The organism is Paludisphaera soli, from assembly GCF_011064595.1.
Classification (GTDB): domain Bacteria; phylum Planctomycetota; class Planctomycetia; order Isosphaerales; family Isosphaeraceae; genus Paludisphaera; species Paludisphaera soli.
In genome coordinates, this window is record NZ_JAALJI010000010.1 from 1 (window position 1) to 22,650 (window position 22,650).

General features: G+C 69.4%; 20 protein-coding genes and 2 tRNA genes. 10 read left to right on the forward strand and 12 right to left on the reverse strand.

Going from position 1 to position 22,650, the window contains the following annotated elements; genetic code table 11:
* Window positions 1–582: hypothetical protein (locus tag G6O68_RS14420; protein ID WP_165248930.1), on the reverse strand; the 582-nt coding region annotated here is incomplete at its 3' end.
* Window positions 583–991: 409 nt separating this feature from the next.
* Here G6O68_RS14420 and G6O68_RS14425 point away from each other — a divergent pair.
* From G6O68_RS14425 to G6O68_RS14440, 5 genes are all read left to right on the forward strand, one after another.
* Window positions 992–1,471 carry a hypothetical protein gene (locus G6O68_RS14425; RefSeq protein ID WP_165248932.1) on the forward strand — a complete coding sequence of 160 codons (480 nt, stop codon included), beginning with the start codon at window positions 992–994 and terminating at the stop codon, window positions 1,469–1,471.
* Window positions 1,472–1,717: 246 nt separating this feature from the next.
* Window positions 1,718–1,843, forward strand: coding sequence for a hypothetical protein (locus G6O68_RS33270; protein ID WP_261345597.1), 126 nt, complete (start codon window positions 1,718–1,720; stop codon window positions 1,841–1,843).
* Window positions 1,844–1,914: 71 nt separating this feature from the next.
* Complete coding sequence (locus G6O68_RS14430) at window positions 1,915–2,865, forward strand: hypothetical protein (RefSeq protein ID WP_165248934.1); 951 nt, start codon at window positions 1,915–1,917, stop codon at window positions 2,863–2,865.
* A 133-nt stretch (window positions 2,866–2,998) separates the two neighbouring features.
* Window positions 2,999–3,289: an HNH endonuclease gene (locus G6O68_RS14435; protein WP_165248936.1), complete on the forward strand. Its 291-nt coding sequence runs from the start codon at window positions 2,999–3,001 to the stop codon at window positions 3,287–3,289.
* 381 nt (window positions 3,290–3,670) lie between these two features.
* Window positions 3,671–3,961, forward strand: coding sequence for a helix-turn-helix domain-containing protein (locus G6O68_RS14440; RefSeq protein ID WP_165248937.1), 291 nt, complete (start codon window positions 3,671–3,673; stop codon window positions 3,959–3,961).
* On the opposite strand, the gene G6O68_RS14445 is transcribed toward G6O68_RS14440, so the two are convergent.
* Window positions 3,958–5,175 carry a tyrosine-type recombinase/integrase gene (locus G6O68_RS14445; protein ID WP_165248939.1) on the reverse strand — a complete coding sequence of 406 codons (1,218 nt, stop codon included), beginning with the start codon at window positions 5,173–5,175 and terminating at the stop codon, window positions 3,958–3,960. The two genes, G6O68_RS14440 and G6O68_RS14445, sit on opposite strands and share 4 nt — an antisense overlap.
* A 119-nt stretch (window positions 5,176–5,294) precedes the next feature.
* Window positions 5,295–5,381 (reverse strand) — tRNA-Leu (locus G6O68_RS14450).
* A gap of 155 nt (window positions 5,382–5,536) precedes the next feature.
* Here G6O68_RS14450 and G6O68_RS14455 point away from each other — a divergent pair.
* The gene (locus G6O68_RS14455; protein WP_165248941.1) at window positions 5,537–5,851 is read left to right on the forward strand and encodes a glutaredoxin family protein; all 315 of its coding nucleotides are present in this window, start codon (window positions 5,537–5,539) and stop codon (window positions 5,849–5,851) included.
* 9 nt (window positions 5,852–5,860) lie between these two features.
* Here the strand turns inward: G6O68_RS14455 and G6O68_RS14460 are convergent, their stop codons facing one another.
* Window positions 5,861–6,475, reverse strand: a complete 615-nt coding sequence (locus tag G6O68_RS14460; RefSeq protein WP_165248943.1) for a histidine phosphatase family protein — start codon at window positions 6,473–6,475, stop codon at window positions 5,861–5,863.
* A gap of 176 nt (window positions 6,476–6,651) precedes the next feature.
* Here G6O68_RS14460 and G6O68_RS14465 point away from each other — a divergent pair, with 176 nt between their 5' ends.
* Window positions 6,652–7,311 carry an adenylate kinase family protein gene (locus G6O68_RS14465; RefSeq protein WP_165248945.1) on the forward strand — a complete coding sequence of 220 codons (660 nt, stop codon included), beginning with the start codon at window positions 6,652–6,654 and terminating at the stop codon, window positions 7,309–7,311.
* 114 nt (window positions 7,312–7,425) lie between these two features.
* Window positions 7,426–9,660: an OPT family oligopeptide transporter gene (locus G6O68_RS14470; RefSeq protein WP_165248947.1), complete on the forward strand. Its 2,235-nt coding sequence runs from the start codon at window positions 7,426–7,428 to the stop codon at window positions 9,658–9,660.
* Between the two features lie 223 nt (window positions 9,661–9,883).
* Here the strand turns inward: G6O68_RS14470 and G6O68_RS14475 are convergent.
* The 5 genes from G6O68_RS14475 to G6O68_RS14495 form a co-directional block, all read right to left on the reverse strand.
* Window positions 9,884–9,956, reverse strand: a tRNA-Phe gene (locus tag G6O68_RS14475).
* A gap of 94 nt (window positions 9,957–10,050) precedes the next feature.
* Window positions 10,051–11,004 carry a transposase gene (locus G6O68_RS14480; RefSeq protein WP_165248949.1) on the reverse strand — a complete coding sequence of 318 codons (954 nt, stop codon included), beginning with the start codon at window positions 11,002–11,004 and terminating at the stop codon, window positions 10,051–10,053.
* 77 nt (window positions 11,005–11,081) lie between these two features.
* Window positions 11,082–11,354 carry a hypothetical protein gene (locus G6O68_RS14485; protein ID WP_165248951.1) on the reverse strand — a complete coding sequence of 91 codons (273 nt, stop codon included), beginning with the start codon at window positions 11,352–11,354 and terminating at the stop codon, window positions 11,082–11,084.
* Window positions 11,355–11,907: 553 nt separating this feature from the next.
* Window positions 11,908–12,273 carry a hypothetical protein gene (locus tag G6O68_RS14490; protein ID WP_165248953.1) on the reverse strand — a complete coding sequence of 122 codons (366 nt, stop codon included), beginning with the start codon at window positions 12,271–12,273 and terminating at the stop codon, window positions 11,908–11,910.
* Window positions 12,274–12,644: 371 nt separating this feature from the next.
* Complete coding sequence (locus tag G6O68_RS14495) at window positions 12,645–14,747, reverse strand: molybdopterin-containing oxidoreductase family protein (RefSeq protein WP_165248955.1); 2,103 nt, start codon at window positions 14,745–14,747, stop codon at window positions 12,645–12,647.
* A 376-nt stretch (window positions 14,748–15,123) separates the two neighbouring features.
* Between G6O68_RS14495 and G6O68_RS14500 the strand changes: the two genes are divergently transcribed.
* Window positions 15,124–16,197: a carbon-nitrogen hydrolase family protein gene (locus G6O68_RS14500; RefSeq protein WP_165248957.1), complete on the forward strand. Its 1,074-nt coding sequence runs from the start codon at window positions 15,124–15,126 to the stop codon at window positions 16,195–16,197.
* A gap of 817 nt (window positions 16,198–17,014) precedes the next feature.
* Here the strand turns inward: G6O68_RS14500 and G6O68_RS14505 are convergent.
* Together G6O68_RS14505 and G6O68_RS14510 are read right to left on the reverse strand one after the other, a co-directional pair.
* Window positions 17,015–18,346 carry a UvrB/UvrC motif-containing protein gene (locus tag G6O68_RS14505; protein ID WP_165248959.1) on the reverse strand — a complete coding sequence of 444 codons (1,332 nt, stop codon included), beginning with the start codon at window positions 18,344–18,346 and terminating at the stop codon, window positions 17,015–17,017.
* Window positions 18,347–18,406: 60 nt separating this feature from the next.
* On the reverse strand, window positions 18,407–20,233 hold the full coding sequence (locus G6O68_RS14510) for a phospho-sugar mutase (protein ID WP_165248961.1): 1,827 nt from the start codon (window positions 20,231–20,233) through the stop codon (window positions 18,407–18,409).
* 549 nt (window positions 20,234–20,782) lie between these two features.
* On the opposite strand from G6O68_RS14510, the gene G6O68_RS14515 reads away from it, so the two are divergent.
* A complete protein-coding gene (locus G6O68_RS14515; RefSeq protein ID WP_165248963.1) occupies window positions 20,783–21,997 on the forward strand; it encodes a CAP domain-containing protein in 1,215 nt (404 codons plus the stop codon).
* A 150-nt stretch (window positions 21,998–22,147) separates the two neighbouring features.
* On the opposite strand, the gene G6O68_RS14520 is transcribed toward G6O68_RS14515, so the two are convergent.
* The gene (locus tag G6O68_RS14520; RefSeq protein ID WP_165248965.1) at window positions 22,148–22,567 is read right to left on the reverse strand and encodes a secondary thiamine-phosphate synthase enzyme YjbQ; all 420 of its coding nucleotides are present in this window, start codon (window positions 22,565–22,567) and stop codon (window positions 22,148–22,150) included.
* Window positions 22,568–22,650 lie beyond the last annotated feature (83 nt).

A 22,650-nucleotide genomic window follows, 5' to 3' on the forward strand; every position in this document is an offset into this window, starting at 1 on the left:
GTCCCCCCGAAGCACGGCAAGATCCGGGTCCACCTGACCATGATCAAGTGCATGCACCGGGACGACGCCTGGCCGGGCGGGGCCCTCAACGAGCATGTCGGGGCGAAGGCTCTGGTCCTGCCCTACGACCGGAACATCCTCGAGATCGAGGAGGAGCTCGAGCGGCTCGGGATCGAGGACGCCGTCACGATCCCGAACGACCCCGAGGACGAGACCGGGTCGCGGGTCTTCGACCTCGAGGACGCCCGGCTCGCGCTCACGATCGAGTACCTGGTCGACGACGACCCGAGCTACAAGCTGCTGGTCGTGGACACGCTGACCTACGCGTCGAACCTCAGCCTCAACAAGCCCGACGAAAAGAAGCGGATGCTCGCCCCCCTCATGGACGTCGCGACCAGGAAGGGGCACTCCGCCCTGGTCCTCATCCACCAGAACGCCCAGGGCGGGGCCCTCGGCCGCATCCGCGAGCGGGCCCGGATCCTCTGGTCGCTCGAGCGGCTCAACGAGGGCGACAGCGACCGCCTCCGGCTGAAGGTCGACGAGACGAACCTCTCCCGCAGGCCGTCCCTGCTGGTCACCCACGCCGAGGCCGGCGTCGAGTTCGCCCCGACCTTCGACGACGGCTCCAAGCCCGCCGAGGCCGAGGACGCGTTCGCCCGGTGGCTCGTCGGGTACCTCCGGGGTCGCGACGAGGCGGTCGACTACTACAAGGTCCTGAAGGACGCCGGCCCCGAGCGCGTCGGCGAAGCCGACGCGCTCGGGGCCGGCCGACGAACCGGAAGATCCTCGACCGCGCCGTCAAGCGGATCAACCGGGGGCCTCCAGCCTCGCGGACCTGGGCCGGATCCGGATCGTCGAGGACCCCCGCAAGCTGCCCGGCCGGACGAAGCCGCTGACCCACTACACGGTCCGCAGCCTCGACGCCGACGAGGCCGTCGCCGAGTTCGCCAGGGCCGCCCTGCTCCCGGGCCCCTCGACGACCTGGGAGGCCGTGGCCGAGGCGTACGACCGCTGGGCGGCCGCGGAGGGCCGGCCCGCGGTCGCATGGACCGAAGTCCGCGCCGGGGTGGTCGCCGCCCGTCCCGAGGCCGCGGGCCGCTTTTGCCGGCTGTCCCTGGTCGAGTCCGGCCCGACCCCCGCCCCGGCGCCGCAGCCCCCCGGCGACCAGGACGCCGAGGGCCGTATTGCCGCCGCCCGCGCCCTGATCGCGGCCCGCCCGGCCGCCGCGCGTTCAGCGGCAGAACAGGCCGCCGCGCCGGAGCCCGCAGCCGCGAGTTCAGCCGCCGAACAGTCCCTCCCCTCCGTCGACGCCGTGACCGCCGACCTGGTCGAGGCGGCCCGCCGCGACCACCCCGACCTGGGCATCTCGATCGAGGCCGCCTCGACGCCGGCCGCCGCCGCCGTCCGGGTCGTTGGGCCCGGCGGCGACGTCGGGATCGCCGTCCCCTCGTGCGTCTCGCCCTCGCAGTAGGCCAGGACGATCGATGCCGCCTGCCGTCGAGCCGCCCAGGCCTCCCAGGAGGCCCCCCAGGTCGCCCCCGAGCCCACCCTCGACCCCGAGGCCGAGATCGTCGCCGCCGCCGCGGCCGAGGCCGCCGCCGAGGCCGCCGAGGCCGCCCGCGCCGACGCCGCCGCGATCTTCGAGCTGATCCGCGCGGCCGCCGCCTCCGCCACAGACCTCGAGCTCGAGGCCGCGCCGGGCTGCATCCCCTCCAGCGTGTCGGTCCGGGCCCGCAAGCCCGACTCCGACGCCTGGGCCGAGGTGAGCCTGGTCGTCGGCGCGTCCGCCGCGTCGACGCGCAAGGCCCTCGCCGCGCTCGTCGCTCGGGCCCGCAAGGCCTGACCACCTCCCTCCCCCTCGCCCCGCCCCCCCCGGGCGGGGCCTCCCTCCCCCCCTCGCCGAGGACCCGACCCATGCCCGCCGACCCCGCCCCCGCGATCGACCTCGACCGGGTGATCGCCGCCGCCGTAGCCGCCGACCTGCTGCCCTCCTGGACTCGCCCCCGCCTGGTGATCCCCACCGCCGCGGACCGCGCCGTCGGGGCCCCCGACTTGTACGTCCTGACCAGCGACCCCAAGCTCTCCCAGCCGGTCCGGACGTGGGTCTGGGGCGGCGCCACGTCCGCCCAGATCCTCTCCTACGTCGACTGCGAACACGGCATCGAGCTGCGATACGCCGCCGCCATCGCCGGGATGGGTGTCGCGCGCAACTGCCCCTCCCGCTCGCTCCGCCCGACCCCCGGGCGGGGCCTCCCCCTCCAGAACATCGAGGAGCCCGCCATGAACGTCACCTCCCCCGAACTCGCCCCCCGCCACCTCCTTAACGCCCTGCCGCGACGCGGCGAGCTGGGCGTGCTGGGCCTCCCGTCCGACCGCCCGCTCGCCCGCCGTCTCCGAACGGCCGTCCAGGCCGCCTGGCGTCGATTCGCCCCCGACTCGCCGCGCGGCATCCTGGAGTACTGGGACGACGACTTCTACGTCGACTGGCGCAATCCCGACGGGTCGCCGTACGACCTCGAGGGGCCGCTCCCGTACATCTCCCTGGTTGACCCCGTCGACCTGAGGCACAACATCACGGGGGTCCATTGCTGGGGCGTGTGCAGCTGCGAGGGCCACGTTCTGCGGTTCGCGAGGGACGCGGCCGAGATGCCCGACCGGATCTTCGAGCAGATCGTCGCCCACGAGTTGCTCCACGTCGCGCAGTACGCCGAGGGGGTCGGCGCGAGGACGCCCGAGGAGCTGGCTGGCGCCGAGTGCGACGTCCACCTGCGGATGCTCGACCACGACTACGACATCGAGGAGTACGCCGAATGGTGCGAGGACAACTGGTCGCTGGCCGCCCGGTTCGACCGCTCGGCCCCCTAAGCCTGACTTCCCGCTTCGCACCCGACGACAGCCCCCCCGAACGAGCGAGGAAGCTCGCCATGAACACCACCGACGCCATCGCCCCCGCCCGCCGCGCCGTCGTCCGCATCTCCCCCTCGGCGCCCCCGCCGGCATGCCCGGCGACTCCGAGACCTGGCGGGGCGTCCCCGCCGAGCCCGCGCTGCAGGCCTCCGACCTGGGCCGGATCCGCCGGGCCCGAGACGGCCGGGTCTACCGGGCCTGCCGGTCGTCGTCCGGCTACCTGCAGGTCGGCTCGCTCGGCCGCGGCCGCACGGCCCACGAGCTGGTGGCCGCGGCCTGGCGCGGCTCCCGCCCGGTCGGGAGGCCCGCCGACGGGTCCGCCCGGTTCGAGGTCGACCACGTGGACGGTGACAAGTCGAATAACCGCGCGATCAATCTTTAATATGTCTCCAGCGCGGAGAACCTCCGCCGGACCTCGCGGCTCGGGCTGATCGCCAGGGGCGACCGCCACAAGTCGTCCAATTTGAGCGAGGAGGACGTCCTGGCGATCCGGGCCCGCCTCTCGCCGCGGCGCTAGACCTACGCCACGATCGCCGCCGACTTCGGCGTCCGCCACCCGGCGAACCGGCAGATCGACCTCGGCCTGACCTACGCCTGGGTCCGCTGACGCTGCAAGTAGTGTACATCAGTTTGAAGCATATAAATCAAACCGCCGTCCAATTCACGCCGGGCGGCGGCTTTGCGTCGGGTTGGTATAGGGCCCTTTTCGGGCGCCGTGCGAGGATCTGGAGGTCGAGACCATTGACCCCCAGGAGGATTTGACGTGACGGATGAACTCGTCGCGATCGAGGCCAAGTTGGACCGCTTGGAAGAGCTGCTGGAGGGCCTGCTATCGGCGAAGCGGGTCGAGGAGCGGGAGTTTTTGTCGGTCGAGGAGGTCGCCGCCCTGGTCGGCCCAAGTCCCTTCCAGGTCCGGGCGTGGGCCAGGGACGGCCGGATCAGGGCGGAAAAGGCGGCCGAGGGCAGGGGGCCCCATCAGGCCTGGCGGATCCCGCGCGCGGCCCTGGTCGAGTACAGGAACCGCGGGCTGCGGACGGCCGCCGGGGGCCGCTAGAAAAGGCGGTCGATCGCCGACCGCTTGTCGGCGGGGAGCAAGTGCCTGTACCGGCGGCTCATCTGGTCGGTCGAGTGGCCGAGCACCCCATCGATCAGCCGCTGGTCGGTCTCCGCCGCCGCCAGGTTCGACGCGATCGAGTGCCTGAAGACGTGGAAACCGTGGAGCACCGACCAGGGCCCGCCGACGACCAGCCGCCGGAAGTGCCAGCTGGCCCCGTCGGGCTTGACCGGTGAGCCGTCGTCCCCGCAGAACACCAACCGACCCCGAGGGCCGACGGCGAGCCAGGCGGCCATGACGGCCGCCAGGTCGCGGTGGACGGGCACCGACCGGCGGGTGAAGTTCCGCGACCGGTCGGGCTTCATCTGCCTTATCTGGACCACGCCCGCCCCGAGGTCCCAGTCCTCCGGCTCGCTTCGGAGCATCTCCGACCGCCGCGCCCTGGTGTAGGCCGCGAACGCGAGCAGCGGGTACTGGAACGGCGGCCGGGAGTTCGCCCTCGCCGAGGCCAGGAATTCGAGGGTCTGGTCCCTGTCCAGCCAGAGGCTCTCCCAGAGCTGGGCCTCTGCTTCGGGGGAGAGCCCGCCCCGCGCGATCCGGGCCTCGATCTGCGCCCGTATTTGGAACGGCGGCTTCTCGGTCCCCTTGGGCAGGGTGAGTTCCCCGGGGGACCAGTCCGGGGGCCCCGGAACGAGCCCCCGCTTCGCGGCCCAGGTCAGGACGAGCCGGAGCGTCTTCAGCTCCTTCTTGGTGGTGTCCCTCGCGACCCCCTCGCCGGCCCTCGCGCCGACATACCGCTGCAGCCCGGCGACGTCCAGCCGGTCGAGCTTCCGCGCGTCGCCGAGCAGCCGCCGGAGGTGCCGGCCGTGGATCCGCTCGGTCGCGATCGAGTTCTCGGCCTTGGAGCCGGCAGTCAGCGCCCCGAAGTAGATCTCGAAGAGCGACTTGAGGGTGGTCGGGTTCTCGGGCCCTGGGGCGGCGGCGAGGCTGCGGACGGCCTTCCCGCCGCTCAGGACGAACAGCTTGACGTCACACCCCGGAGGCACGGTGAGGCGACCCGCCTCGATCTGGACGACCGCGTCCTCGGCGACGGCGGCCATCCGCTGGGCGGAACGCTCGTCGGCCGCGCGTTCGACCTTGTTGTACTGCCGGCTGCCCAACCTGAAGAAGATGCGGGCGCGTTTCCGGTCGCGATCGTACGTGTAGGACGCCATCGTCGGGCCGCGCGGAGGTGGCGTGGAGAAGTTCCCACGCCACCTTAAGGCGAAGGCGACATAGTTTCAAAACCGTTGCAGGTTTCACCGCTTCGGATCTGAAACCGCGTCGCAAGTAATGCCGGAGACAGGACTTGAACCTGCACGGGCATGGTTAGCCCACTAGCCCCTCAAGCTAGCGTGTCTGCCAATTCCACCACTCCGGCTTTGGAGTGTTTCACTCGTCTGAGTGAGGTATCATTGTGCTTCGGGGCGGGATCCTTGTCAAGGACCGGCCGCAAGAGAATGCCGCAGATCGACTTGCGACCCCGGACCGGGTCGAGATCGCGGGTCCCGAGGTCTTGCGGGAGGGGGCTCATTCATGCCGACGTTGTGGGACAAGCTCGTGGATCGAAATGCTCGGATGGCCCCCGTGACCTTCACGGTCTATTCGCGGCCCGGGTGCACCTGCTGCGTCAAGGCGGTGGCGGTGTTGAAGTCGTTCCAGGATCGCTACCCGATGGAGATCGAGGTCGTCGACGTGGACGGCTCCGAGGAGCTTAAAGCGCGGTTCGGGATGGAGGTCCCGGTCGTCGCCGTGGACGGCCGGGTCCGGTTCCGAGGCTCCGTCAACCCCGCGATGCTCGAACGTCTGCTCGCCGCCGAGGCGGGCGGGGGGAATCGAGAGGGAAGCTGAGGCCTGGGGTCAGGCCACCGGACGGGCAGGGGAGGGGGCCACGACGACGTTCAGCGCCTCGGCCTTCCAGCCATCCTGGACCCTCGCGAGTTCGTTGATCGAGGCGAAGTCGATGGCGATCCGATCGAAGTCGGCGGGCGTGTGATCGGCCAGCAGTCCCAGGAGGGCGACGCGGATCACGATGCCGTGCGCGACCACCACGAACCGTCCTCCGGGATGTCGCTCGCGGAGGTCGTCGAAGATCGGCAGGACGCGACGACCGATCGCGGCATAGGACTCGCCGCCGGGGTGCGTGAACTCCAGGTCACCGGCGATCCACGCGCGCTTCGACGCCTCGTACACCCCCCAGCCTTCCTCGCGCCCCCGGCCGCTCAGGGAGCCGATGCGCCGCTCGTGCAGTTCGGGGACGACGATGGGGGCCAGGCCGAGGGCCTCGGCGATAGGCGTGGCGGTGGCGATCGCCCGCCGCATCCCGGAGCAGTAGACGGCCTCGGCGCCACTCGTCGCGAGATGATCGGCCAGCAGACGGGCCTGTCGTTCGCCCCAGGGGCTCAGCCCCACGTCGGACTCGGCCCCGTGAAAGACGTCGGGCGTGGAGGTCTCGGCGTGCCGAATGAGGAACATGCCCGTTTCCTGCAATGTCTTGCTCCCAGACGGACCGGAGAGAAACAATGTGAAGGGGCCTCGGCCCCTGCGCCGCGCGTCGGGCTCGATGGAGAGCCGGCCGCGTCGGGCGACGTCTGCAACGACGCCGGTCGGCCCCGCCCGCCGGCCATCAGGCTCTCAATCAAGGTAACGCCATGACCGCCGACGGGAAAACCCTCGACCTCGCCGACCGCCCGAGCAAGTACCGCACGATCCTGTTGTTCGGCATGCCCGGCAGCGGCAAGGGGACGCAGGGGTCGGTCCTGGGTCAGATCCCGGACCTCCTGCACATCTCGATGGGCGACGTCTTCCGCAAGATCCCCCGGCTGGGGAAGATCGGCGCGGAGATCGAGAGCTTCACCTCGGTCGGCAAAATGGTCCCGGACGACCTCACGGTCCGCATCTTCGAGCGGCACGTGAAGATCCTGGAGCTCCAGGAGTTCTTCCTGCCCGATCAGCACACGCTGATCCTGGACGGCCTCCCTCGCAGTTACGCCCAGGCCGAGCGGCTGGACTTCCTGCTCGACGTGGTCCAGATCTTCCACCTGAAGATCACCGACAAGAAGCTCGCGATGAAACGACTGCGGGCCCGGGCGATGCTGGAGAACCGCCTCGACGACATGAACGAGGAGGTCATCAACCGACGGCTCAACACCTACTACGAAGAGACCATCCAGACCCTCAGCTTCTACCCCCCGGAGCTGGTCTACGACGTGGAGGCCGGCCAGGACATGATCGACGTCCTCAAGGACATCGTGAATCGCCTCTCCGAGATCAAGCGGTCGCCTGCGCCGCAGCCGGTCGCGGCGGGATGAGCCCCCGCCGCCGGACCTGATCGCCCCCGACCCGCCCAACGGCCGCCGCGCCCTCCGCCGTCGGCGCCTCGTCCCGTCCCCCGACCCGAAGCCCTCGCAGGAGAGCCGCAGCCCATGGCGCACGCCCCATCCCCGCCGGCCGCCGGAGCGTCGAAGTCCTTCCGCCCCTACGTCCCCGCCGACCAGGAGCCCGCCGAGCTGACGTTCCGCGCGGTGGCTCTCGGGTCGCTCCTGGGGATCGTCTTCGGCGCGTCTTCGCTCTACCTGTTCCTCAAGGTGGGGATGACGGTCTCGGCCTCGATCCCGGTCGCCGTGCTGGCGATCACGATCTTCCGGGGGCTCTCCTACGCCTTCGGGCTGCGCCGGGCGACGATCCTGGAGAACAACGTCGTCCAGACGGCGGGCTCGGCCGGCGAGTCGATCGCCTTCGGCGTCGGTGCGACGATGCCGGCGCTGATGCTTCTCGGCTACGACCTGGAATGGTCGCGGGTGATGCTGGTCTCGATCCTCGGCGGGCTGCTGGGAATCCTCATGATGATCCCCTTGCGGCGGGCGTTCATCGTCAAGCAGCATGGCACGTTGCCCTATCCCGAGGGGACCGCCTGCGCCAAGGTCCTGATCGTCGGCGAGCACGGCGGGTCGAACGCGCGCACGGTCTTCCTGGGGTTCGGGCTGGGGGCGATCTACAAGGTCTTAATGCAAGGCCTGAAGCTCTGGCCGGCGGAGTGGGACCAGGCGCTGACCGGGATCAAGGGCTACAACAAGGCCGTGGTGGCGCTCGAGCCCGACCCGACGCTGCTGGGAGTCGGTTACATCATCGGCCCTCGGATCGCCGCGGTGATGGTGGGCGGCGGCCTGCTGACCTCCCTGATGCTCGTGCCGATGATCGCGTATTTCGGAGAAGGCGTGCCGGGCGTCCTGCCCCCCGGACAGTCGCCGATCGGTTCGATGAGCCCGGGGGCCATCGCCGGCCAGTACGTCCGCTACATCGGGGCGGGGGCCGTGGCCACCGGCGGCATCCTGAGCATGCTGAACGCCCTGCCGCTGATCTTCTCGTCGATTGCCGGCAGCCTGCGGGCGTTGAAGTCCGCCGAGGGCTCCACCGAGGCCGGGTCCGGGTCGCTCCCCCGGACCGATCGCGACATCCCCATGCCCCTGGTCCTCCTGGGGACGCTCGGCCTCGTCGGCCTGATCGCCTCCTCGAACCTGATCCCGGCCGATACGGCGGGGCGTATCGCCGGGGCCTTCCTCATCGTGCTTTTCGGTTTCCTGTTCGTCACGGTCAGCTCGCGGATCACGGGCGTCATCGGCTCGTCGTCGAACCCTATCTCCGGCATGACCATCGCCACGCTGCTGCTGACCTGCCTCATCTTCGTGATGCTCGGCTGGGTCGGTGGCGAGTACCGGCTCATCGCCCTCTCGATCGCGGCCATCGTTTGCATCGCCTCTTCGAACGGAGGCACGATCTCGCAGGACCTCAAGACGGGGTATCTCGTCGGGGCGACCCCCTGGCGCCAGCAGGTGGCGATCCTCGTCGGCGCGCTGCTCTCGGCGGTCGTCATGGGCGGGACCTTGCTCTGGCTCAACGACGCCTACACGACCGTCTCGAACCGCCCCGCGGACCTGCCCTCCGCGGTCTTCGACGTCTCGAAGCTCGCAGAGACCGAGACCCGCGACGGCCGCGAGTTCAAGGTCCTGCGGCTGACCGCCCCCATCGAAGGCGCTCTGCCGGGCACCTACCTGGTCGACGAAGCCGGCAAGGCCCAATGGATCAAGGACGCCGGCATCGGCGGCCGGCTGGACCACACGACGAGCGGGGCGCCCATCAAGAAGTTCAACCCGCCCCAGCCGAGGCTCTTCGCGACGATCATCGACGGCATCATGTCCGGAGACCTCCCGTGGGGCCTCGTGATCCTGGGTGCCGTGCTAGCGATCGTGGTGCAACTCGCGGGGGTCTCGGCGCTGGCCTTCGCGGTGGGCGTGTACCTGCCGCTGTCGACCACGCTGCCGATCTTCATCGGGGGCCTGGTCCGACTGCTGGTCGACCGCGCCCGCAAGTTCTCGGCCGAGGATTCCGAGACCAGCCCCGGCACGATGATGGCCACCGGCCTGATCGCCGGCGGCTCGCTGGCCGGCATCCTGATCGCGCTCCTCGTCGTCTTCGAGAACCTGGGCAAGGCCGTCGACTTCTCAACCACGGCCCCTGACGGCGAGCCCCAGTATCTCCTCCCCGCCCTGGGAGCATTCTCCGTCCTCACCACCGTCCTGCTCATCGTCGCGATGACCGGCAAGCGGCAGGTTATGCAGGAAGACGACGCCAAGGACATCTCCGAGGGCGAGTTGACCTGAGCCCCTGTCGACGCCGGGCTCGATTGGTCTCCAGCCTCGGAGACCGATGCAAGCCCGCGTGTTCGCCCCACGTATACCCACCGCAGGGGACGGAGCGGGGCGGGATCAGTCGGATTCGGTCGCGACGACGGGATCGGATCAGCGACCGAGCTTAACGCCGAAAGCCACGGGGGGGACGGGACTTGGCGGTTCCCGTCGGTTTGAGTCGGGGGGAAGCGGGAAGTGGGCAGAGGCGGGATCGAACCGCCGACACACGGATTTTCAGTCCGTTGCTCTACCAGCTGAGCTATCTGCCCGCACGCGTTGGCGAGAGAAGTACAATAGGCCTTCGACCGGGGTATTGTCAACACCAGGCGGTCGGAAGGGTGTGCCTTCGGAAGTTGGCAGCGGCTATGCGGCCCAGAGGTCGTGCCACTCGGGCTGATCGGCGAGGGCGACGAGCTCGACCAGCGGGCCGACGTGCTCGACGCGCCAGCGGGCCCCGGTCCGCTTCATCCGGCGGTTCACCAGCTGCTTGATGGCCCCCTCGACCATCCCGCTGCCGATCCAGCGGCCTCGGGCGAGCCGGTCGGCGTGGCCCAGGCGGGTCGGGTGGGACGCCAGGTAGGCCGACAGGGCCCGCAGCGATACGCCGTCGCAGCCCGCCGGGAGCTCGGCGAACAGGCCGGCGATCCAGCGGTCGACGCCCGGCTTGCCTTCGGCCAGCAGCGCGGCGACGCCGGCCTCGCGGCGGGGCCCGGCCGCGACGGGGGCGGGCCAGGCCGCCTTGACCGCGTCGCCTATGTGCTCCACGGCGTGGAAGACGTCGAGCACGCCTTCGGCCTGGGGGAGGACCTCGGCGGCGAGGTTCCAGATCCATTCGGCGCCGTCGCCCAGGACGGTCGCGTCGGCCGCCGTCGTCGCCCTCAGGCGGTCGGCCTCGCGGCGGACCCGGCCTGCGAAGTCGCCGGCCCCCTCGACCGCGGCGACCGCCGAGCGGATCGACGGCGGCGGCAGGCGTCGATCGGCCCACTCGTCGACCGGCGTCGGGTCGCCGGGCTCGCGGCGGGCGAAGACCGCGACCTTGACGTCGCGCCAGCCGCCGGTCGTCGGGACCTTGCCGGCGTCGACCTCCAGCTCGACCGCGCCGGAGGCGACGGCGAATCGGCCGGCGTCGCGCCGCCCGGGGCGTTCGGCGGCGGCGCGACGGGCCGCGGCGTGGGTCTCCCGGCGGATCACGTCGTCGGGGGGGGCCCAGCCGAGCATCTCGCCCATCAGCCGCTGCGCCCGCGCGAACGAGTCGTGGACGCCGGCCAGGACGGCCAGCCGCTCGCCGCCGGGGCTCAGCAGGCCGTCCGCGCCCAAGGCCTCGTCGGCCGGGAACGAGCCGGCCCCGTCGGCGACGACGTAGGCGCGCTCCAGGCGGATCGGCCCGGCGGCCGTCAGGAGCCGACGCGATCGCCGCCCCTTCGGCCTCGCCCCGGCCGGCCGTTTTTGGGGGCGTCGACCTCGGCCACGCGACGCCGCGGGGCGTCCTCCAGGGCCGAGACGGTCAGCTTCCGCCCCTTCTCGACCGCCTCCGCCTCGCAGGCGGCCAGGACCGTCCCGTGCGGGGCCTCCAGGGCCGTCCGCCGCAGGTCGGCGACCATCGCAAGCGCCTGCTCGATCAGCAGCCGTTCGGAATCGTCCTCGTACTCGATCGTGAGCGAAGGCATGGCGGCCCCTCCTTGATGCGACGGCGTCGCGGCGACCCCGAACGCCCCCCCATCGTGAGCCATCCATGCCAATTTCTAAAGGCACACCCGGTCGGAAAGCTCCGTGTGAGACGATAAAGGCAAAGCGCGTCGCGATCGCGGCCGCTGCCTCAGGGCGCGATACGAAGCCGGCCCGGCGACGCCGCGGCAGGAAGTGCACTTCGCCGTCGAGGCGGACGACCGGCGGAGGGGCGAGCGGCCGCGCGAGAATCAGGAGGGGTGCGGCCAAGTCGGCCGGCTACGGCCAAGGTCAGGCCTCCCGCGAGCGCGAGGGCCAGCGAGGAGGGCTCGGGAACGACGACACCCGCGAGGTGGACCCCAGTGAGCTGGAAAGTCACCTTGCCCGTCGTCGGATCGCGCGACCGGAAGACTAGGGAGTAGACGTCGGTGTGAGGCGTATCGCCCAGGATCGTGGGGTGGGTGATGGATTTGGAGTCCAGGATCCTCGGTCCCGGGTTCTCCAGATTGGTCAGGCCGGGGGCGAAGGTCTCGTGATACTCCGCCTGGCCGGGGCTCAGCAGGATGTCGATGAGTCGGCCTGAGAGGCGTGCTGGGCCCGGATCTGGAAGCGGAAAAAGCTGTTGGGGGGCTGGCGGATGGCCGTGATCTGCACCCTCCATAAGGCTCCCGGCTCATCGTACTGGCTGCGGCCATGAGGGAAGAGGTCGGCAAAGAACACCTCCCCGAACGGCGGCTCCTCTCCGTTCCACTCCCAGAACCAGGTGAAGGTCTCGTTGCTCTCGGCATACCCAGTCGGCGACTGCGGCGGATTGGGCGTGGAACCGAACATGAAATCGCCGCGAGCCGGCGTGGGGGCGGTCAACAGCACGCTGGCGCAAATCAGGAGAGAAAATGCGGCGGCCCTGCGATGCGTCGTCATCGTCGCCCCCCTAGTAATGAAAACGATTCACCGAGTGAGATCTGGATCCTACGATTCCGCCGCGAGCGGAAAAGGTCGCGATCCGACCGAATTCCTTTCCTTTCTTCCGCGAGTCCCTGAATCGGTTCAACCGCCACGGACCATCAGAGGCATAAGAAGCCCGCCTCCCCTGCGGAAAGTCCGACGGCCTTCGGGCCAATTTCTCCGCCGATCTCGCGAACGGCCTCGGGGGATCCGGCTCGTGACGATTCCTTGCCGCGGCAAGCTAAGGCCCGGCGCCACACCGAGGGTCTGTCGTTCGGCCAAGGTTCGTGGCGTGGGCTCAGGGTGTCGGTGAAGGGGCCGATTCGGATTCGATAAGAATCCCGATCTCAAGGATGCGAACGCTCCCGGCCTTCTCCGGCGGCGGGTCGAATCTGGACGAGATTGTCGAAAAAGGTCGCGCCGCCGCCCATGTCGCTGAGGGCCGACGAGGTGGTCGCGTTGGCGTTGGAGCGACCGGGGGAGTGCTTGTTCCAGTAGATCCCCGGGGCGACGGCGACGCCGGGGCGGACCCCGCCGGTGAGGGCGACGCGGGCGCGAAAGGCGCCCCGAGAGTTGAAGACCTCGACCCAATCGCCCTCGGCGACGCCTCGCGCCTCGGCGTCCTCGACGGCCATCTCGAGGGTCGGCTCTCCGGCGCCGGCGCGATGATGGGGCGAGCCGGCGAAGGTCGAGTTGAGGAATTGCGCCCGAGGTGGGCTCAGGAGCTGGATCGGGAACCGGCCGGCCAGGTCGGGCCGCGAGTGCGGATCTTCGAGCGGCGGGATGTACGACGGCAGCGGGTCGAGGCCGTCGCGGGCCATGCGCTCGGAGTACAGCTCGCACTTGCCGGAAGGCGTGGGGAAGACGCCGTCGGCGAACGGGGCGTACGCATCGGGGAGATTCAGCCGGACCGAGCCCTCCGCCTTCAAGCGTTCGAGCGTCAGGCCCCGGAGCGCCGGGCCGCCGTCGAGGGCCTCGCGCATCAGGGTCTCGTCGTCCGGGAACAGATCGGGCTCGAAGCCCAGCCGCGCGGCCAGGGCGCGGAAGACGTCGTTGTTCGACCGGCACTCGCCGCGGGGCTCGATGGAGCGAGGGTTGTGCATCACTTCATGGTGCCCGTACGAGCCGTGGAGGTCGACGTGTTCGAGCTGCGACGTGGCCGGCAGGACGACGTCGGCGTAGTCGACGGTGTCGGTGGCGAACAGTTCGTGGACGACGGTGAACAGGTCCTCGCGTTCGAGCCCCCGGAGCACCCTGGCCTGGTTGGGCGCGACGGCGGCGGGGTTGCTGTTGTAGACGTAGAGCGCCCGCACCGGGGGGCCGGGAAGCTCGCCGGCGAGGGCCTCGCCGAGCTGGTTCATGTTGACGGTGCGCGTGCCGGCGGGGGAGAGGTCGGGCCGCGTCAGGCGAGCGTCGTCGAAGCCGTAGGCCCCGCTGGTCGAGAGCATGGCGCCGCCGCCGGGATGTCGCCACGAGCCGATCACGGCCGGGAGGCACGCGATTGTTCGCACGGCCATGCCGCCGCCGTGATGGCGCTGCATGCCGTAGTTCAGGCGGATGAGCGACGGCTGCTCCTTCGCGAGACGGTGCGCGAACGTCTCGATCGTCCCCACGTCCACGCCGGTGATCGCGGCGGTGCGGTCGGGCGGGTAGTCGTGGAGCACACGATCGCGGAGTCGGTCGGCACCGACGGTCCCTCGGGCCAGGTAATCCTCGTCTGCGAGGCCGTCCCGCCAGAGGACGTGCATCAGGCCGAGGGCCAGGGCGGCGTCGGTGCCGGGGCGGGGCTGAATGTGCCAGTCGGAGCGTGCGGCGGTCGGGCTGCGGTAGGGGTCGACGGTGACGATCGTCGCCCCGTTCTTCTTGCGAGCCTCGATCATGAGGCTCCAAAGGTGCGAGTTCGTGTTGACGGTGTTCGACCCCCAGTTGACCACGAACTTGCAGCCCGACACGGCCAGCGGATCGGCGCCCAGGCGTCCCCGGCCCAGGGTGTACTCGTAGCCGATCGTCCCGGCCGAGGCGCAGATCGTCCGGTCGAGTTTCGAGGCGCCCAGGCGGTGGAAGAACCGCCGGTCCAGGCTGCTCGCCTGAAGCTTGCCCATCGTCCCGTAGTAGCTGTAGGGGAGGATCGCCTGCGGGCCGTCGGTCGATTCGGCCACGGAGCGGAACCGCTCGGCGATCGTCGACAGGGCCTCGTCCCACGAGATGCGCTCGAACCGCCCCTCGCCCTTGCGACCGACCCGCCGCATGGGATGCATCAGCCGATCATCGCTATAGACGCGGTCGAGGTAGCGGGCCATCTTCTGGCAGAGGAACCCGCGCGTGAAGGGGTGGTGGGGGTCCCCCTTGAGCGCGACGGCGACCCCGTCTCGAACCGTCACCAGCATGCTGCAGGTGTCCGGGCAGTCCAGCGGGCAGACGTTCTTCCGGACGATGGGGTCGGATGCCACGCGCGAGCTCCTTCGGGATCACGGCTGTCGCTCCCGCGATTCTACCGGAGGATAGCAGCCACGCTCGCCATCCCCACGGCGGTTTCCGGCATTTCTTCCGACCGGGACCGGGAAGATCGGGACCTGTCCAGGCCGTCTTTCCGATCGAACCGAGAGCCGGGGGTTGATGGGGCGACGGGTCGGCAGGGGAGGGGCGCTGTCGAACCTGGAGACTCGGCCGGAGGCGGCGCGGACGATGAAGCGTGTCAGGTCCGAAGCCCCCGTGGGGTGGCCGGCGAAACTCCAGGATCGAGAGCTATACCCGTCGGCAGGTGGCGGGTCCTCGGCTAAGCTGGCTGTCATGACTCCGCCTCTCGACACTTTCGGGGCGACCGCCATGCAGCGACTCAACGTGTCCTGGCTCATCAGCTTCGCGATCCTGATCGGGTTCGGCCCGCCCTCCCTGGTCGCGGGTGAAGACGAGAAGTCCCCCACCTCGAAAGCGGACCGACCGCCCCGCAAGGTCGTCGTCGGGACGGCGATCCTCGGCTCTCACGGCGACTATCCCGGCCTGGCGGCTCGCCTGGACTCGCTGGGCGTCATGATCGACGAGATGGCCCGACGCGCGTCGAAGCTGCGTCCGGGCCGCGGACTCGACCTGGCGATACTCCCCGAGACGGCGGTGACCGCGACGGGAGGGCTGGCCCGCGATCGGGCCGTCGAGCTCGACGGACCCATCAAAAAGGCCTTCGGCGACCTGGCGCGCAAGCACGGGACGTATATCATCGCGACGATGGATCTGGCCGAAACCGGTCCCGAGGGAACGACCTTTTCCAACGCGGCCGTCCTGTTCGATCGCGAGGGGGAGGTCGCCGGCATCTATCGCAAACGCCACCCCGTCGCCTACGTCGGCAGCGACGTGCTGGAAGGCGGGATCACGCCGGGGCGGGACTGCCCCGTGTTCGACTGCGACTTCGGCAAGCTCGGCATCCAAATCTGCTGGGACGTTCAATACGCCGACGGCTGGGATCTCCTGGCCGAAGGCGGCGCCGAGATCGTCGCCTGGCCGACGGCCTCCCCGGCCACGGCGACGCCCGCCGCTCGCGCCGCCCGGGGTCGCTTCTACGTCGTTTCCAGCACCTGGCGAAACAACGCCGCGATCTACGAGCCGACCGGGCTCGTCGCAGCCCGTATCGAACAGCCGGAGACCATCCTCGTCCATGAGCTGGACCTGAGCTACGCCATCCTCGGCTGGTCGGGCTTCCTCCGGGACGGAGAGGCCCTCCAAGAGAAGTACGGCGAGCGGGTCGGCTTCCATTACGACCCCCGAGAGGACCTGGGGCTGTTCTGGTCCAACGATCCGGGAACGACCATCGGCGGCATGGTCCGCTCGATCGGCGGCGAGGAACTCGACGTCCAGGTTGCCCGGAATCGTCGGCTGCAGGACGCGTCTCGCAACGTCAGCCCCTAATTCCTAGCCGAGCGGGGGCCCGAGCTCTCGACCTGGAAGGTGGAGACCCTCTCCGCGATCTCCGTGATGCGGAGAGGGGGCGACCGCGGATCGACCGCTTCGTGCATCGTCGCGGCGGACGTCAGGGCGAGTCCGAATCGGCGTCGAAATCGATCACATCTCGGGCCCGGAGGGTCTGCGCCGCGAGTCGCTTTGAAGGGCGATCCGGGCCGTCAGGCTCGCCGATCGCTGGGACTGCTGAAGCGTCCGAACTGGCCGATCGCCGACGGTCCCATTGCAGAGGCGCGGTTGCTGAGGCCGGCGGAGGAAACGGGCCTCAACCCCGCCCACGCCCAGGGCCGTCGACCTGGCCAAAGCTGCCGGGACAGTAACGCGGCTGAGCGGGATGACGGTCGTGCAATCTCGGAGAAATGCCGTCGTTGATCGAGGGTTCGGGAACAGAGTCAACCTGGGAAGCCGCGCCAACCGGGCCTTCGCCGAACCGACGACCACGCAAGTTCCGAGGCTTCGACAGTCGGGGGACTTCGCCGTCATCACGCCGAAGATCCTGACGATCCCGGGGGCGGATAGCCCTCGAATGTCTCGGGCCTGGTGCTTTCGTGGACCGCCGCGAGACCGATCCTCAGGTTCGCCGCTCCCCGGGAATCCGGATCAACCCTGCTCGCCGCCGAGTCGCTGGGTTGGAGAGAAAAGTCTCGCAAAGCGCGCCGAACGAAGCCAATCCTGAGAGCGTTTTTTCGAGTCCAAAACATTGACCTATAGACACTTGCATCAAATGGCTTCGTTTCGAGGGCGGCGCGAACGAAGCCAATCCGGGTCACTCGTCCTCGCCGAGGACGCGCTTCTTGCGGAGCATGTGGTGGTAGTGCTGGGCGAAGCGGTGGGCCTCATCGCGGACGTACTGGAGGAGACGGAGGGCGAACGCGCGGCGACGGAGGACAATCGGGTCGGAGCGGCCGGGGACGTAGATCTCCTCCTCGCGCTTGGCCAGGGAGATGAGGGTCGGCGGCTGCACGCCCTTGGCCTCGAAGGCGTCCAGCGCCGCGCCGAGCTGGCCCTTGCCGCCGTCGATCAGGAAGATGTCCGGGAAGGGCTCGTCGCGCTCGCGGAGGCCGTCGATCCGGCGGCCGACGACCTCGCGGATCGAGGCGAAGTCGTCGATGCCCGCGACGCTCTTGATGCGATAGCGGCGGTACCCGGGCTTGAAGGGGAGGCCGTCGACGAAGGTCACGAGCGATCCCACCGTCTCGGTCCCGCCGAGGTGGGCGATGTCGACGCCGTCGATCGTCCGCGGCGTGGACTCCAGGTGGAGGACTCGCTGGAGCCCCTTGAGTCCCTTGCGGGGATCGATGTAGAAGGCCTCGGGCTGGGCGTGCTTGGCGAGGTCGCCCCGCAGGTTGATGTTCTCCAGCGCCTTGATCTCGTCGCGGATCCGGGCGGCCTTCTCGAACTGGAGGGCCCTACCGGCCTCGCGCATCTCCTCGTTCATCTCCTTGAGCAGGACGTCCTTCTTGCCGTCGAGGAACAGCTTCAGCCGGTGGATGTCGCGCCGGTAGGTCTCGCGGTCGATCCGCTGGTTGCAGGGGGCGGTGCACTGGTCGATCGAGGCCAGCAGGCAAGGGCGGAACCATCGCCAGCGGGGGTCGTCCGCGTCGATGTCGAGGGAGCAGGTGCGGAATTTGAAGATCCGCTGGAGCACTTGGATGGCGCCGCGGAGGCTCTTGGCCCGGGGGAAAGGGCCGTAGAGCTTCACGCCGGAGTCCAGCGGCTCGCGGGTGAAGTTGACGCGGGGGAAGTCCTCGCCGGTGGTGATTTGGAGGTACGGGAAGCTCTTGTCGTCCTTCAGGTCCCGGTTGTGCCGGGGTTGGATGTCCTTGATGAGGCGCGCCTCCATCAGGAGGGCGTCGACCTCGCTGTCGGCCGGGAGATGGTCGACGTCGGCGACCTCGCCGATCCAGCCGACGATCCGCTTGTCATGCTCGGCCGCCTTGAGGAAATACGACCCGGCGCGGGCCCGGAGGTTCTTGGCCTTGCCGATGTAGATGACCCGGCCGAGGGCGTCCTTCATCAGGTAGACGCCCGGCGTGTTGGGGAACTTCCGGACCTTCTCGGCGGGAGAGAGGGCGTCCTCGGCGGTGGGGTCGGGCATGCGCGCTCCGCGATGGCGCGGGCCGCCCGTCTCGGGCGGCCCTGGCGCGTGGGTCTGATCCTAGGCGACTTCCTCCAGGTATTTTTCGATGTCACTGGTCATTTGGTCAAGCACCGCCTTGGTCTGGGCCTTGGAGGCGGGAAGGGAATCGGGGCCGTCCACGGCGGTCCGTGCGAACAGGTAGAACTTGATCTTGGGCTCGGTGCCCGAGGGGCGGGCGGCGAACCGGACCCCCTCGCGCTCGGTGTGGAAGATCAGGAGGTCTCCGGAGGGCTGGGGCAGGGGGAGGACCTTGCCCGACCCGCTGAGGTCGCGGACCTCGTGGGACCTGTAGTCGTAGACCTCGGTCACGGGGAGGCCGGCGACGTATTTCGGCGGGCTTTCGCGGAACGCCTTCATGATCGAGCGGATCTTGTCGAGCCCCTCGCGGCCGGTGTAGGTCTTGTTGATGAGCCGCTCGCCATAGTGGCCGACGTCGATGTAGAGGTCGTCCAGGTATTCGAGGACGGACTGCTTGCGGTCCTTGCAGGTCGCGACCAGCTCGGCGAAGAGCATCGAGGCGACGGACGCATCCTTGTCGCGGGCGTATGTCCCCTTGAGGTAGCCGTGCGACTCCTCGAAGCCGAAGAGGAAGCCGGCGTGACCGGCGGCGTCGATGCGCTCGCCGATCCACTTGAAGCCGACGAGGAGGTCGTCCTCGGTCCGCAGGCCTTCGCGACGGGCCAGGGCCTTGGTCATCTGGGTGGAGACCAGGGTGGTGACGAGGTAGTGGTCGGAGCGGAGCCTCTTGAGATCGGCGTACTGCTTCATGACGAAGGCGGCGAGCAGGACGCCGATCTGGTTGCCGTCGAGGGTCGTCCACTCGCCCGAACGGTCGGCCGTGAGCGGCAGGCCGACGCCGATCCGGTCGGCGTCCGGGTCGCTGGCGAGGACCAGGTCGGCCTTGCAAGCGCGGGCCTCGGCGATGGCCGCCTGGAGGGCCGAGGGATTCTCGGGGTTGGCGACGTGGTTCGGCACGTTCGGGAAGTCGCCGTCCTGGGTGCGTTGGGAGGCAAGGATGTTGACGTCCAGGAAGCCGTCGGCCTTCAGGGCGGCGGCGACCGAGGTCTCGCCGACGCCGTGGAGCGGGGTGTAGACGATCGAGAGGCCCCGGGCGTGGCTGACGGACTCGGCCACGACGGACTGGATGTAGGCGACGTCGACCTCGGGACCGGCGTGGACGATCGAGCCGTCGGCCAGGGCCGTTTCGAGGGGCTTCTCGGGGATGTCGCGCTCGGAGGCCTCGGCGACGCAGGCGATGATGCCGGAGTCGTCCGGCGGGATGACCTGGCCGCCGGTCGCGGCGTAGCACTTGAATCCATTGTCGGCCGGGGGATTGTGCGAGGCCGTGATCATGATCCCGGCGTCGCATCCCAGGTGGCGGACCGCGAAGGAGAGCAGGGGGGTGGACCGGGCCTCGGGGAACAGGTGGACCTTCACCCCCGCCGCCGCCATGACCCGGGCGCACAACTCGGCGAACTCGGGCGAGTTGTGGCGGGTGTCGCGGGCGATCACGCACGAGCAGGCCGCGTCGGGGCCCTTCTTCCGGCGGATGTAGTCCGCCAGGCCGCGCGCGCTCTCGGCCATCGTCCGGGCGTTCAGGACGTTGGTGCCGACCGGGTACATGACGCCGCGGCGGCCTCCGGTGCCGAACTCCAGGACGGCGAAGAAGGCGTCATCCAGCGGCTTCCAGCTCCCGGCTTCGATGTCGCTCAGCAGCTTCTCGCGGTAGGCGACGAACGGGGCCTCGTCGAGCCATCGCTTGATCCCTGCGGCGGCCGTCGCCGACAGCGCGCCTCCCCGTTCGGCCTCTTGGATCTTCGTCAGCGCGGCTTCCACGGTGATCATCGCGAGGGGGCTCCAGCGGGGGGCGAGGGCCGGCTCCGGCCGGCGGATCGTGCGAACTCCTCCAAGGCTAATCGCAAAGGCCGGGACCGACAAGCAAACGGCGGGACCGCGCGACTCACCGCAGGCGACCTTGCGGATGATGTAACTCGAATCTTTAGCGAAACTTTCGACGAACCCCAGCGTCCGCCAGGGCTTGTAAAAAGGGCCGGTTTGTAATTTCCTCTTGACACGGCAACGCGAGATCGGGGAATCGCCGGCGGTCCGTGTCGTGTCCCTTGCTGCGGCGGCGGTCGGATCGGCTCAACTCAACATTAGCTGACCAAATGGTTTACGGCAGAAGCAAGGGAACTGCGCAACCTTTTTCCCGGTCGTGGCACGCCCGTTGCTCAATGGGTAGCTCGCTGAGATGAAGATGACGACCATCGTATCAGGCAGTTTCATTAAAGTCGTCATAGTCATCCGGCACGATGTATAGGGCGGACACGGAAGATCGCCGACACCGGCCGGGCCATCGGGACCGGACGCTTGCCGATAGACAGGGAGGTCAGTATGGCTCGACCGACGTCACGACGATCGCTGCGTTTCGAGAACCTCGAGGATCGCCAGCTCCTCTCGTCGGCCGCCCCCAGCAACGACCAGCAGCTCGCCCTGCAGCTGATCAACATGGCCCGCACGACCCCACAGGCCGCGTCCGAGTGGCTGACGAAGAACAACAGCGTCGAGGTCAAGAACACGCTCAAGCACTTCAGCGTCGACGTCGACGCCGTCAAGTCCACGATCGCGTCCAACCGCTCGCTGCCCCCGGTCGCCTGGAACGGCGACCTGGCCGAGGCCGCCCAGAATCACAGCCAGGACATGGTCGACAACCAGTACCAGTCGCACACCGGATCGGACGGCTCCTCGGCCGACGACCGGATCAAGGCGGCCGGCTACATGCGGGCGGAGTCCTCGGCCGAGAACGCCTTCGCCTACGCCAGCAGCGTCGAGAACTCGATGCAGGCCTTCCTCTACGACTGGGGCGTCGCCGACGCCGGCCACCGTCGCAACCTGCTCCAGCCGGGCGTGGCACCCGCCGACGCCTTCACCGAGGTCGGCGTGGGAGTGGTCAAGACCGGCGGCATGCGGACCTCCGGCGGCAAGATCGGCCCGGTCGTGGTGACCCAGAACTTCGCCAGCCGCACCGACGCCCCCGCCCAGCTCGTCGGCGTCGTCTACAGCGACGACGACGGCAACGACTTCTACACCCCCGGGGAAGGGAAGGGGGGGGTCGAGATCGACGCCACCAACATCGACACCGGAAAGACCGACTCCACCAAGACCTGGGAGTCCGGCGGCTACCAGATCCCGCTCGCCAAGGGTCGCTACAAGGTGACCGCCAGCGAGAACGACGTGGTCATCAAGCAGGTCGACGTGTCGGTCTCCGACGTGAACGTCGCCCAGAACTTCCTCACCAGCGAGAAGTGGGACGGCCGCTCGCTCCGCTCCGCGACCCCTCAGGCCCCGAGCGACTCCAAGCCGGCACCCCTCGCCGCCGCCCCGGTGGTGAAGGCGTCGACCCCGGCGACGGCGCCGGCCCCGGTCTCGATCACGACCTCGGCCTCCACGCCGAAGCCGACCCCGGTCGTCGTCCCCGTCACGACCTCGACCTCGACGAACGACAAGGTCGCCTTCTTCGCCCCGGCCGACTGGAAGGGCCCGACGATCGACCCGTCCTCCAATAACCCGCTCGCCGACTGGACGACCTGGAAGGCCAACGCCAAGTAGCCCCCGATCACGCTCCGCCGTGAATTCCCGGCCCGCCTCGGCGAGCCGGTCGAAACCCGCCCCTCCGACGATCTGGGGATCGTCGGAGGGGCGGGTCCGTTTCGAAGACCGCCCCACCTGATTGCATGCACCCCCGGAGAAGGGGGGGGGTCAGGCTTCGCCCATCACCGTCACCACGACGGACCGTCGATGGGGATGCGTCCGGTGCTCCCAGACGAAGACGCCCTGCCAGGTCCCGAATGCCGGCGAGCCGTCGGCGATCGGGATCGTGATCGCTGTCTGGGTCAGGATCGACCGGACGTGCGCCGGCATGTCGTCGGGGCCTTCCATCGTGTGCCGAAAGAGCGGATCGCCGTCCGGGGCCAGCCGGGCCGCGAACCGTTCCAGATCCTGGCGGACGCTCGGGTCGGCGTTCTCGCAGACGATCAGCGAGGCGCTCGTATGGCGGATGAAGACGTTGCAGAGCCCCGTCCGGACGCCCGACGCGGCCACGATCCGCTCGACCTCGGCGGTGATCTCGATGGTCCCTCGGCCTTTGGTCTGGAGCGTCAAAGTCTGCTGGTGGATCACGAAACTCTCCGTGCAGCGATCGGGGCGATTCCTCGTCCTGGAGAGGCCGAGACGCTCGCGAAAACGAGCCGGCCTCCCGAAAC

Coding starts and splice junctions, on each gene's coding strand:
- G6O68_RS14430 (WP_165248934.1), top strand. CDS start 1,915: ATGCCCGCCGACCCCGCCCCCGCGATCGACCTCGACCGGGTGATCGCC.
- G6O68_RS14435 (WP_165248936.1), top strand. CDS start 2,999: ATGCCCGGCGACTCCGAGACCTGGCGGGGCGTCCCCGCCGAGCCCGCG.
- G6O68_RS14445 (WP_165248939.1), bottom strand. CDS start 5,175: ATGGCGTCCTACACGTACGATCGCGACCGGAAACGCGCCCGCATCTTC.
- G6O68_RS14455 (WP_165248941.1), top strand. CDS start 5,537: ATGCCGACGTTGTGGGACAAGCTCGTGGATCGAAATGCTCGGATGGCC.
- G6O68_RS14460 (WP_165248943.1), bottom strand. CDS start 6,475: ATGTTCCTCATTCGGCACGCCGAGACCTCCACGCCCGACGTCTTTCAC.
- G6O68_RS14465 (WP_165248945.1), top strand. CDS start 6,652: ATGACCGCCGACGGGAAAACCCTCGACCTCGCCGACCGCCCGAGCAAG.
- G6O68_RS14470 (WP_165248947.1), top strand. CDS start 7,426: ATGGCGCACGCCCCATCCCCGCCGGCCGCCGGAGCGTCGAAGTCCTTC.
- G6O68_RS14485 (WP_165248951.1), bottom strand. CDS start 11,354: ATGCCTTCGCTCACGATCGAGTACGAGGACGATTCCGAACGGCTGCTG.
- G6O68_RS14490 (WP_165248953.1), bottom strand. CDS start 12,273: ATGACGACGCATCGCAGGGCCGCCGCATTTTCTCTCCTGATTTGCGCC.
- G6O68_RS14500 (WP_165248957.1), top strand. CDS start 15,124: ATGCAGCGACTCAACGTGTCCTGGCTCATCAGCTTCGCGATCCTGATC.
- G6O68_RS14505 (WP_165248959.1), bottom strand. CDS start 18,346: ATGCCCGACCCCACCGCCGAGGACGCCCTCTCTCCCGCCGAGAAGGTC.
- G6O68_RS14510 (WP_165248961.1), bottom strand. CDS start 20,233: ATGATCACCGTGGAAGCCGCGCTGACGAAGATCCAAGAGGCCGAACGG.
- G6O68_RS14515 (WP_165248963.1), top strand. CDS start 20,783: ATGGCTCGACCGACGTCACGACGATCGCTGCGTTTCGAGAACCTCGAG.